Below are 10977 nucleotides of genomic sequence, written 5' to 3'. Positions count from 1 at the left end.
GACTCCGGCACGCAAAGCCATGCTGAGCGCAAGGCAGCGCCGCCGGCTGCTGCACGTCGCCAGCGCCACGGCCATCATCGCGGGCCTCGCCGCGGTCCTGGCCGGCCTGTTCGGCCTGTTCGGCTGGCGCAACAGCCACCCGCTGGCGCATGATTCCGGCCCCACCTCCATCGCATGAACATGCGCAGCAGCCTGCCGCTCAATACCACTTGATTGAGGTCTTCGCGTTGGGGCCACACCTGCGACGAACTGTCCGTCGCCAGTCCGGTGCGTTGGCACACACCGCCTATTTAGCGATCAAGCGGCAGTTGCTCGCACCAACGGCTGCCTCGGATGCAGCCTCGCCATCGTCAGCGCATCCACGTAGACGCCATCACGCAGCGCATAGGCCCTGAGCCGCCCTTCGTGCTCGAAACCGTGGCGCTCGTACAGCCGGATCGCGCGCTCGTTGTCCTGGTAGACCGTCAGCTCCACGCGCAGAACCTGCGCCCAGTTGTCGGCGTAGTCCAGCAGCGCAGTCATCAAGGCACCGCCGATGCCCTGCCCCTGCGCCGCGGCCGACACCGAGATGCCCAGCGCCATTGCGTGGCGGCGGCGCACTTGGGCGCCGACCGGGTGCAGGCCGGCGCTGCCGAGCAGCTTGCCGTCACGTTCGGCCAACAGGAACAGCTCGGGCGAGCCAGCGGCGGGTGGCGTGCTCAGGCGCTGTTGCCACAGTTCTGCATTGGCGTAGGGCAGCTGCAGCAGGCCAGGAAAGATGTCCGGCTCGGCCAGATGCTCGGCAACCGCAGCGGCATCACTGGGCCGGACGCGTCGCAGGATCAGTGTCATAAGTGCCTCCCTCAAGGCTCTTCAATGTAGCCCGACGCTCCTCGCGCGCGAGCGGCTTCAGCCGCTCGACGGCCGCGTGAAACTTCACCCAGTCACGACCCTCGCGCTCGAACAGGCGCGTGAAGGCCGGCACCAGTTCGTCATAGGCAGACAGGATCGCGAAGCTGGCGTTGTTGGCACGCTGGAACCAGGCTTCGTAGCCCGGCGCCTCCTTGGGGGCACGCTCACGCAACTCGGCCATGACGGCGGCTTTGGCTTCGGCACGCGACTCGGCCGGGCCGGCGTAAACCGCTTTGAGCTTCTCCCGCCCTTCGCGCGCCAGCGCCAGGAAGCGCGCCCGCCGCGCCCGCCCGGCCTCGAAGGCAGCCAGGGCCTCGGGCTTGGCCGCCAGCCATTCGCGGGCACCGAGCATCTCGACGGCGGTGGCATAGGCCTCGTTGAAGCCGGTGTCATCGCTGGTGTAGACGCGCTGGTGGGTCAGCTCGTGAAAGACCATGGCCGCCAGTTCGCCCTCGGGGTAGCGGATGAAGGTGTTCAGCAGCGGGTCGCCGCCGAACCAGCGGCTCCAGCCCAGCGTCGAATAGGCAGGAATGGGCTGCACCTGCACCTCCCAGCCCTCGGCCTTCAGCTCGTCGGCGTGGCGTTGCGCGGCATCGCGGTCGAACCAGCCCTGGTAGCCGGCGCAGCCCATGATGGGGTAGCACCAGGTCTTGAGCTGGAAGCCGAACTCGGGCGCGGCGACGATGTTCCAGACGACGGCCGGCCGCTTGAGGTCGGCATAGCGGCGGTAGCTGTTGTTGTCGGGCAGGGCCAGGCGCGCGGTGGCGAAGTCGCGCATCTGCTGCGTCAGCTTCAGGCGCTCGGCCAGCTCGGGTGGGGTGGCCGGGTCGGCCAGCCAGTCGCTGACCGGCCTGGCCGCACGAACGATGCCCAGATGGCCGCCGGCGGCCTGGCCCCAATGGCCCACGGCGCCGCAGCCACTCAGGGATAGCGCAGCGACGGCGACGAGTAAAGCGCGTGGAGAGATCAAGCGAGATCGCGGTGCAAGCGGAGCCGCGATTGTCACCACCCGCTTCGCCACGCAGGTAACCGTCAGCGCAGCACCACCGTGAGCACGGTGCCCGCGGGCACTCGCACGCCGCGGCGCTGGTAGCGCGTTGCGCCGGCCGGCACCTGATCGTCCAGGTAGGTGTGCCCGGTGCGGCCGAAGCGCGTCAGTCCGCTGATGGGCGCAGCCTTGCGGCTGGTGGCCTGCTGCGCGGTGTCGGTGCCCATCAGCCACAGCCCTTCCCACTGCACCTGGGGGAAGCCGTAGCCCCAGGGCGCATGGCGCTGCGGCATGCCGCCGAACACGCTGCTGCCAAGGCGCTCCCACTCGTCGGCCAGGCCCTCGCTGCCGGCGCGCCGCAGCAGCGTGTCCAGGCAGCTGTAGCTGCTGGCCGTCGCGCTGCAATCAGTCACCAACTGGCGCCACCAGCCGCTGCCGTAGCGGCGGTTCAAGAAGGCGGCCAGGCTGCCGCCGGCTCCGTAGTTGGCGCTGTCGGCGTCCTCCAGCCAGTCGATCATGGCCACGCTGCCACCAGAACGGAGGTAGCTGGGCAGCCTGAAGATGACGATCTTGTTGGCGCCCGGCGTGATGGTCTCGGCCAGCAGGTCTTCGGTGGCCATGGCAGCCGTCTCTTCCAACCAGGCGTCGTGCAGCAGGCCGCGCTGGATCGTGCCCTGGTGATAGGTCACCATGTGCGTGAGCTCGTGCACCAGCGTGGACGCGTAGAAGGTCGGGTTGCTTGCCAGGCCCGTGCCGTTCACGAAGAAGGCCAGCGCTTCGTTGGAATTCGCGTAGCGGCTGTTGCGCCAGCGGTAGGAGTTGTTCAGCCCATAGAAGTAGCCGGCCGCGGAGGCGTCGGCGCCCATGTGGTCGGTGACGACGATGTTCACGTCCTGCAGCTGCGCCGCGCTTTCCTGGATCAACCACGGCCGGTTGGCCACCTCGCTGCCGCCCCAGACGTCGCCGAGCATGGCGATGACACGAGCAAAGCCGCCCTGGTCGCCGCAGAAGCTGCGCTTCAGGGGCTCGATCTGGGCCGCTTCGACCGTGCGGGCCGTGGTCAGCGCCTGGTCCACCCAGAAGACGAGACGACGGCCGGTTCCGGTGCTGCAGGTGCTCAGCACGCTGGCCGTGAACGGCACGGGCTTGGCGGGATCGTCATAGAGATCGTTCCAGATGCGTGTGCTGCCGACCTCGGCGGCGGCGAGGGCGCGGCGGCGCGGCTCGATGGCGCTCTCCGGCAGGGGCCGAGCAGGCAGTTGCTGATCCTGCAGATCCTCCAGCGACTGTTGCTGCTGCAGGCCGAGCATGCGCGCGTGCAGGGCGTCGTGATGGGATTCGTCGGCAGCTGATGCACTGGCAGCCTGAATTCGGGCGTTCGGTGCCGCGCCCAGGCTGACCACTGCAGCGCTGCCGCTCTTCGGTAGCTCGGTGGCATCGCTGGCCTGGCCGTTGCTGAATACCAGCGTCACGGACTGCCCAGGCTGCACGTTGGCGATGTCCACGTCGACCAGTTGGGACGTGGCGCCGGCGTTGCGCAAACGCCAGACACCAACGCCGCTGCCGGCATAGCCCCCATCCGCAGCCACCGCACAGTGCAGGCCGCTGCAGCCTGGCAAGAGTGAGCCGGCAGCACGTGCCACCGGCGAAGGCTGTGCTTCGACCTGGACGGTGGTGCTGGCGCGCGCCGTCACGCCGGCACTGTTCTGCGCTACGGCCGTGGCGGTGAAGCTGCCCGCCTGGGCGAAACGGCGCTCCACGGTGAGGCCTTCGGCCGCTGCGCCGTCGCTGAACTCCCAGCGCCAGTTGACACCATTCTGCGTATCACCAGCGGTGAACTGCACGTACTCGCCGGCGTAGAGCTGGGTGGCCGAGGCGCTGAGGCGCACGACCGGGTCTGGCACGGCGGGCGCCGTTGGCGGCGTCGGCGTCGACACACCGCCACCGCCTCCACCGCCGCCGCAGGCGGCAAGCAGCATCAGTCCACAGGCAGCCGCCACATGGCGCAGCCCAGCCTTGAAGAGGCCCTCCATCGTTCTCCCTGTCCTTGTGTTCTCGGCACCGCATCCTCGTGCGTGGCGCCGGGCACGGATTGTGCCAACGCGTCCCGGCGCATCGCGCCGTTAGCCGCCCGGTTCAGACGTCAAAAATCACGTCAGGAAAGTTCAGGCAGCTTCAACCTGCACCAGGCAGTCGTAGAAAGCCGGGGCATTGCCCATATCCGTCAGGCGCTGGTGGGTGACCTCGTTGACATTGCTGCCCTGCACGCCGAGCTTGCGCCACCACACGCCCAGGCCGTTGACGACGCCGGGCCGCGCGCGCGTGCTGACCTTGAGCTTGGCCACATAGCGACCGCGGTCGTTGAATGCGGCCACCAGGGCGCCATCGGCCAGGCCGCGCTCGACGGCATCGCCGAGGTGCATCTCGATGATGGGCTCGCCCTCGATGTCGCGCAGGCTCTTCACGTTGACAAAGCTGCTGTTCAGGAAGTTGCGCGCCGGCGGCGAAATCATGGCCAGTGGGTAGCGCGCGGCCAGTTCGGGCGAGCTTTGCGCGCTTTCGTAGTTGGGCACGTAGTCGGCGCCGGCGGCCTGCGCGCGACCGTTGGGGGTGCGGAAGCCGCCCTCGGCAAATGGCGCCTCGGGAATGGGCAGGGGCTGCCAGCCCTGCTCGCGCAGCAGGCCCATGTCGATGTCTGACGTGAAGGCCTGCGCGGCCAGGTCCTCATCGCTGTCCTTGAAGCAGGGATCCGTCAGGCCCATCGCCGCGGCCAACTCGCGGAAGATCTGCGTGTTGGTCTTGGCTTCGCCCAGCGGCGCAACAGCCGGCTGGTTCATCAGCACATCGGTGTGGCCATAGGAGGTGTGCACGTCCAGGTGCTCGAGCTGGGTCGTGGCCGGCAGCACATAGTCAGCCAAATCGGCGGTGTCGGTCATGAAGTGCTCGAGCACGACGGTGAACAGGTCTTCGCGCTGAAAGCCCTTCACCACCTTGGGCGACTCCGGCGCGACGGCGACGGGATTGCTGTTGTAGACAATCAGCGCCTCGATGGGCGGGGCGGCCTGCAGCAGCGCGTCGCCGATGGTGCTCATGTTGACCATGCGCGGTGTGCGCCCGGCGAGCAGGCCCGGGCGTTCCAGATCCGGGTTCTTGTACGGCGCATTCCAGCCCGAGGCCGACAGCAGCACGCCACCGCTGGGGTGGCGCCAGGCGCCGGTCAGGCAGGGCAGCAGCGCGATCAGCCGCACGGCATTGCCGCCACCGCGCACACGCTGCAGGCCGTAGTTCATGCGGATGGCGGCGGGCTTGGTGGTCGCGTAATCGCAGGCCAGGTTTCGCACTTCATCGGGGCTGATGCCGCAGACCTGGGCGACGCGCTCGGGCGGCCAGTCCAGGGCCTTGCCGCGCAGTTCATCCCAGCCGTCGACGTGGTTGTCGATGTAGTCCTGGTCCAGCCAGCCGTTTTGGATCAGCTCATGCATCAGGCCCAGGGCCAGCGCACCGTCGGTGCCGGGCAGCACGGCGATGTGCTGGTGGCATTTGTCCGCCGTCTCGGTCTTGCGCGGATCGATGCAGATCAGCTTGGCGCCCTCGCGCTTGGCCTGGTTCGCATAGGTCCAGAAATGCAGGTTGGACGCAATGGAGTTGCTGCCCCAAATGATGATGAGCTTGGCGCCAGCGAAGTGGCGCGTGTGCATGCCCAGCTTGTGGCCATAGGTGGCTGCCAGGCCGGCGCCGCCGGCGGAAGCGCAGATGGTGCGGTCCAGCCGCGCAGCGCCGAGCGCGTTCCACAGCCGGCCGGCCATGGCCTCGCCTTGGATCAGGCCCATGGTGCCGGCGTAGCTGTAGGGCTGGATGCACTGCGGGTCCTTCACCGCCTGGAGCCGGGCGGCGATGCCGGCGATGGCTTCGGCCCAGCTCACCTGCACGAAGCGCGGCGCTTCGGTCTTCTTGCTGACCCTCTTCAGCGGGTGCAGCAGGCGCTCGGGGTGGTAGGTGCGCTCGGGGTAGCGCGACACCTTGGTACACAGCGCGCCGTGCGTGTTGGGGTGGTCGGCGCGGCCCTGCACCTTGATCACGCGTTCGTTTTCGACGGTGATCTGCATCGCGCAGGTGTCGGGGCAGTCGTGGGGGCAGGCGCCGAAGACGGTACGGGTGTGCATGTCGATCAGGCAATCGCAAATCAGGCTGAGCCGCGATTGTCGCAATCCGCACCGTCCCCTGCTCAAAGTTGGCTCATACCCCCATCGACAACGATCTCGCTGCCGACGATGAAGGCCGACTCAGGCGCGGCCAGGTGCAGCACCGTGGACGCAATCTCCTGCGGTGTGCCGAAGCGGCCCAGTGGCACCTGGCTCTGGATCTGCGCGGCGACCTGCGTCAGCGTGTCGGCGTCGAAGCCCAGCTTGCCGTACAGCGGCGTGGTCACCGGGCCCGGGCTGATGACGTTGACGCGCGCGCCCTGCGGCAGCAACTCGGCCGACAGCGTCTTGGCCATCGAGATCAGCGCGGCCTTGCTGGCGGCGTAGATGGCCGAGTTGGGCATGCCGATATGGGCATTGATGGAGCCGTTCAGCACGATGGACGCGCCGCGGGCCAGCACCGGGCGCAGCGCCTGGATCAGGAAGAAGGCGCCCTTGGCATTGGTGTTGAACGTGCGGTCCCACAGGTCTTCGCTGGCATCGGCCAGGGATGCGAACTCAGCGATGCCGGCGTTGACGAACACGGCATCCAGCTGACGGCCGGCGGCGGCGAGGTGGGCACCCAGCGCGCGGGCGCCGAGCACGTCAGACGCATCCAGCGCCACCAGCTCGAAGCCTTCGGTCTCGTGCTGCTTGCCCGGGCGGGCGGTGACGATGACGTGGGCGCCTTCGGCCTTGAAGGCGCGGGCGGCGGCCAGGCCGATGCCGGAGGTGCCGCCGGTGACGAGGACGGTCTTGTTGGTGAAGCGTGAAGACATGATGGTTTCCTTTGGGTCTGCGGTTAGCGGCTTGTTTGCCGTGGACTCGATACTCGGATTCAGCGTCCCTTTTGACGCACGGCCGTGTTGGCCGACTCGTGCAAGGCTTTCGAACATCATGCTCAGCGACGACGAGATCCAGTTGATGGAGGCCATCGGGGCCAGCGGCAGCCTGACGCGCGCCGCGGCCAGCCTGGGCAAGGCGCCGTCGACCGTGTCGTACACGCTGCGCCAGATCGAGACCCGCTTCGACGCCCTGCTCTTCGACCGTCGCCGCTACCGGCTGCAGCTCACGCCCGCCGGCGCCCTGCTGGTGCGCGAGGCCACGCGGCTGCGCGACGACATGCAGCGCCTGACGCGGCGCGTCACGCAGGTGGCCAAGGGTTGGGAGGACCGGCTGTTGATCGTCACCGACGAGCTGATCGCCTTCGAGAGCCTGATGCCGGTCATCCAGGACTTTGATGCGCTGGCTTCGGGCGTGAGCCTGCGCATCACGCACGAGGTGCTGGGGGGCACCTGGGAGGCGCTGGCCGAGGGCCGAGCCGACCTCGTCATCGGTGCGACGAACGAGCCGCCCACGCTGGCCGGTGTGCAGTGGCGTGAGCTGGGCGTGCTGAGCTGGGTCTACGCGGTGTCACCCCGCCACCCGCTTGCCAAGGTCAAGGGGCCGCTGACGGCCGAGCAGATGCAGGCCCACCGCGCCGTCGTCGTGGCCGACAGCTCACGCCGTGGCGATGGCCGAGCCTATGGCCACGGCGCCGGCCAGGCCACGCTGGCCGTGCCGAGCATGACGGCCAAGATTGCGGCCCAGCGCGCCGGGCTGGGCGTGGGCTGGCTGCCGGAGGTGCGCGTGGCCTCGCTGCTCAAGCGTGGCGAGCTGGTGGCCAAGCAGGCCAGCGTGCCGCGCGAGCCCAACACGCTTTACCTGGGCTGGCGCGCCGGGGACGGCCGGGCGCTAGCCTGGTGGCTGGAAAAGCTCGGCGAGCCGCGGCTGTGCGCGCGGCTCGTCAATGGCGTGGACGGCTACGCCTGATCAGGCCGCTCAGGCGGGCAATGCCTTGCGGAAGCCGATGGCGAAGCGGTTCCAGGCATTGATGGTCGTGATCGCCAGTGTCAGGTTGACCATCTCGGCCTCGTTGAACTCGGCCGTGGCGGCGGCGTAGTCGGCGTCGCTGGCGTGGCCCTGGGTGATCAGCGTGATCGCCTCGGTCCAGGCCAGGGCGGCGCGCTCGCGCGGCGTGAACAGCGTCGTCTCGCGCCAGGCCGGCAGCACGTGCAGGCGGCGCTCGCTCTCACCGGCCTCGCGGGCATCGCGGCTGTGCATGTCCAGGCAGAAGGCACAGCCATTGATCTGCGAGGTGCGCATCTTCACCAGCTCGATGAGGCTGGGCTCCAGGCCCAGCTTGGCGATGCTGCCTTCCAGCGTCAGCATGGCCTTGAGGGCGGCGGGAGAGGCGGTGTAGAAGTCGATGCGGGGGGTGGTCATGAGATGCTCCGGTGGGTGGGGTTGGGGTGAACGAATGTTGAATCCCGGGCGCCGCGCCAAGCAGTCCAATCCCGACCAAATCGAGCAGGCCACCGGATGGATCTCCACATCGTCATCGACCGCGACCAGCCGCTGGGCGAGCAGTTGCTGCGCCAGCTGCGCGGCCTGATCCGCAGCGGCCGGCTGGCCACCGGTGCCCAGCTGCCACCCACACGGCTGCTGGCCGAGCAACTGGGCCTGGCGCGTCAGACCGTGGCCGAGGCCTATGAGCGGCTGACGCTGGAGCAGCTCATCGAGGCGCGGCGCGGGCGCGGCAGCTTTGTGCGCGCGCTACCGGCGGCCGAGGCCGAACGGCCCGTGGCAACCACCGCGCGCCTCGCCAGCGCCGAACGCATCGCCGCCTTCCAGGCCCTGCCGGTGCCGCTGCTGCGCTTTGCCGACAACCCGCTGGCGCGCTGGGATTTCATCGGCGGCTCGCCCGAGCCCGCCCTCTTCCCGCACGAGGACTGGCGCCGCCACCTGCACGCGGCCCAGCGCCAGCTCGGCCAGGGCGGCGCGCATGCCCCGCCGGCCGGGCTGGCCGCGCTGCGCGAATCGATTGCCGAACACCTGGCCTATGCCCGCGGCGTGCGCTGCTCGGCGGCGGACGTCATCGTCACCCAGGGCGCGCAACAGGCCTTCGACCTGCTCATCCGCGTGCTGGTCGGGCCCGGCGATGTGGCGGCCATCGAGTCGCCCGGCTACCCGCCCATCACCGGGCTGCTGCAGGCGCAGGGCGCGCGCATCGCCCCCGTGCCGGTGGACGAACAGGGGCTGGTGACCGACGCGCTGCCGCCCGACGCCAAGCTCGTCTACACGACGCCGGCCCATCAGTTCCCGCTCGGTGTGGCGATGAGCATGGAACGACGGCGTGCGCTGCTGGCCTGGGCGGCGCGCACGGGCGCCGTCGTCATCGAGGACGACTACGACAGCGAGTTCCGCTTCGAGGGCCAACCGCGCGACAGCCTGCAGGGGCTGGACACGGACGGCCGTGTGGCCTTTGTCGGCAGCTTCTCCAAGACGCTGGCGCCGTCGCTGCGGCTGGGCTATGTCATCACGCCGCCGGCCTTGCGCGACGCGCTGCTGCACGCCAAGCACCTGGCCGACGTGCACGGCCCCAGCCTGCTGCAGAACGTGCTGGCCCGCTTCATGGCCGAAGGCAACTACCGCAAGCATCTGCGCCGCTGCGTGGCCGAGTATGCACAGCGGCGCGAGCGGCTGATGGCGGGCTTTGCCGGGCCGCTGGCGCCATGGCTGACGCTGCTGCCCGCGGAGGCTGGCTTCCACCAGGCGGCGCTGTTCAAGCCGGGCGTTGCCATCGACGCACCGCAGCTCGCGGCGCTGGCCCGGCGCGTGGACGTGGGGCTGTATCCGCTGCAGGCGTTTGCGGCCGGGCGGGACGGCTTGCTGATGGGCTTTGGGCGCGTCACGCCCGATGGCATAGCCGAGGCACTGAGCCGCGTCGCCGAGCTGCTGACCTAGGCGGCCGGCAGTGTCAGACGCGCGATGCAGCCCGTGGGTGCCGCCGGCAGCAACTCGGCGCTGCCGCCGTGGCGCTCTGCAATCTCACGGGCTATGGCCAGTCCCAGGCCGCAGCCCTCGCCATGGGCCGAGCCGCGCACGAAACGCTCGAAGGCGCGCCCGCGCAGCTCGGGCGTGAGGCCGGGGCCGTTGTCCTCGACGTCCAGCCACACGTCGTCACCCGCGCGGCGCAGCTTGACGGTGATGGCCGCGCCACGGCCGGCATAGCGCACCGCGTTGTCAATCAGGTTGACCAGGGCCTCGCGCAGCAGCAGCTCAACGCCCTGCACGCTCAGGCCCGCGTTGACGATGTCCACACCCAGGTCGCAGCCGGCGGCCAGAGCACGCGGCACCCATTCGGCCGTGACCTCGTGTACCAGGCGGTCGCAGTCCACCGCCGCCCAGCCCTGGGTCGCCACGGCCTCGGGCTCGGCGCGGGCCAGCACCAGCAGCTGTGACACCAGCCGCGCGCCACGCACGGCGCTCTCGTGCACGCGCTCCAGTCGCTGGCGCAGGGCCGGATCGGTGTTGGCCTCCAGCGCCAACTCGGTCTGGCTCTTCAGCCCCGCCAGCGGGGTGCGCAGTTGGTGGGCGGCATCGCTGATGAAGCGGCGCTGCGTGGCCAGGCTCTGCTGCACCTGGCCGAGCAGTTCGTTGACGGCGCCGGCCAGTGCGCTGACCTCGGGCGGCGCGGCGCGCAGCTGCACGGGGTCGAGCGCGTCGGCGCGCCGGCCTTCCACCTGCTGCTGCAGCTCGGCCAGCGGCTTCAGGCCCTTGCGGATGCCGGCCCAGACCACCATGCTCATCAGTGCGATCAGCAGGGACAGCGGCAGGGCCGTGTCCAGCAGCATGCGCTGCGCCAGCAGCTCGCGCGGCGCGCTGGAGCGGGCGATCTGCACGCGCAGCGTCGAATCCGCCGTGCCGGCCGCGCCCAGATGCAGGTCCAGCGACACGACGCGCATGCGCTCAGGCACGGTGGCGTCGAAGAACACCGGCTCGTTCAGCGCTGGCGAGCCTGGTGGCGGCGGCAGGCGTGCGTCGCCCAACAGCAGCTGGCCCGGCGGCGAACTGACCATGTACATGACGCGGTCG

The 10977-nt window shown here is 69.6% G+C and carries 9 protein-coding genes; 2 read left to right on the top strand and 7 right to left on the bottom strand.

What is annotated here, in order from left to right:
- Positions 1-297: 297 nt before the first annotated feature.
- From ACXJKR_RS14070 to ACXJKR_RS14050, 5 genes are all read right to left on the bottom strand, one after another.
- Complete coding sequence (locus tag ACXJKR_RS14070; RefSeq protein WP_457323362.1) at positions 298-831, bottom strand: GNAT family N-acetyltransferase; 534 nt, start codon at positions 829-831, stop codon at positions 298-300.
- Entirely contained in the window at positions 797-1861 is a 1065-nt protein-coding gene (locus ACXJKR_RS14065; protein ID WP_457323361.1) for an aminopeptidase, read from the bottom strand. Before ACXJKR_RS14065 ends, ACXJKR_RS14070 begins: the two co-directional genes overlap by 35 nt.
- Positions 1862-1923: 62 nt before the next feature.
- Entirely contained in the window at positions 1924-3912 is a 1989-nt protein-coding gene (locus tag ACXJKR_RS14060; protein WP_457323360.1) for a M30 family zinc metallopeptidase, read from the bottom strand.
- A gap of 132 nt (positions 3913-4044) precedes the next feature.
- A complete protein-coding gene (locus ACXJKR_RS14055; RefSeq protein ID WP_457323359.1) occupies positions 4045-6042 on the bottom strand; it encodes a molybdopterin-containing oxidoreductase family protein in 1998 nt (665 codons plus the stop codon).
- 62 nt (positions 6043-6104) lie between these two features.
- A complete protein-coding gene (locus tag ACXJKR_RS14050; protein ID WP_457323358.1) occupies positions 6105-6839 on the bottom strand; it encodes an SDR family oxidoreductase in 735 nt (244 codons plus the stop codon).
- A 118-nt stretch (positions 6840-6957) separates the two neighbouring features.
- Between ACXJKR_RS14050 and ACXJKR_RS14045 the strand changes: the two genes are divergently transcribed.
- Complete coding sequence (locus tag ACXJKR_RS14045; protein WP_457323357.1) at positions 6958-7872, top strand: LysR family transcriptional regulator; 915 nt, start codon at positions 6958-6960, stop codon at positions 7870-7872.
- A 9-nt stretch (positions 7873-7881) separates the two neighbouring features.
- Here the strand turns inward: ACXJKR_RS14045 and ACXJKR_RS14040 are convergent, their stop codons facing one another.
- A complete protein-coding gene (locus tag ACXJKR_RS14040) occupies positions 7882-8325 on the bottom strand; it encodes a carboxymuconolactone decarboxylase family protein (protein ID WP_056193646.1) in 444 nt (147 codons plus the stop codon).
- A gap of 96 nt (positions 8326-8421) precedes the next feature.
- On the opposite strand from ACXJKR_RS14040, the gene pdxR reads away from it, so the two are divergent.
- Positions 8422-9846, top strand: coding sequence for a MocR-like pyridoxine biosynthesis transcription factor PdxR (gene pdxR / locus ACXJKR_RS14035; protein WP_457323356.1), 1425 nt, complete (start codon positions 8422-8424; stop codon positions 9844-9846).
- On the opposite strand, the gene ACXJKR_RS14030 is transcribed toward pdxR, so the two are convergent.
- The coding region (locus ACXJKR_RS14030) for a sensor histidine kinase (RefSeq protein WP_457323355.1) at positions 9843-10977 on the bottom strand (1135 nt) is incomplete at its 5' end. The two genes, pdxR and ACXJKR_RS14030, sit on opposite strands and share 4 nt — an antisense overlap.

Source organism: Roseateles sp. P5_E11, assembly GCF_054049355.1.
This window is presented reverse-complemented; position numbering and strand designations above follow the sequence as displayed.

Bases quoted from the DNA above. Each gene is read 5' to 3' on its own strand.
- ACXJKR_RS14050 (WP_457323358.1), bottom strand. From the start codon at position 6,839: ATGTCTTCACGCTTCACCAACAAGACCGTCCTCGTCACCGGCGGCACC.
- pdxR (WP_457323356.1), top strand. From the start codon at position 8,422: ATGGATCTCCACATCGTCATCGACCGCGACCAGCCGCTGGGCGAGCAG.
- ACXJKR_RS14060 (WP_457323360.1), bottom strand. From the start codon at position 3,912: ATGGAGGGCCTCTTCAAGGCTGGGCTGCGCCATGTGGCGGCTGCCTGT.
- ACXJKR_RS14045 (WP_457323357.1), top strand. From the start codon at position 6,958: ATGCTCAGCGACGACGAGATCCAGTTGATGGAGGCCATCGGGGCCAGC.
- ACXJKR_RS14040 (WP_056193646.1), bottom strand. From the start codon at position 8,325: ATGACCACCCCCCGCATCGACTTCTACACCGCCTCTCCCGCCGCCCTC.
- ACXJKR_RS14070 (WP_457323362.1), bottom strand. From the start codon at position 831: ATGACACTGATCCTGCGACGCGTCCGGCCCAGTGATGCCGCTGCGGTT.
- ACXJKR_RS14055 (WP_457323359.1), bottom strand. From the start codon at position 6,042: ATGCACACCCGTACCGTCTTCGGCGCCTGCCCCCACGACTGCCCCGAC.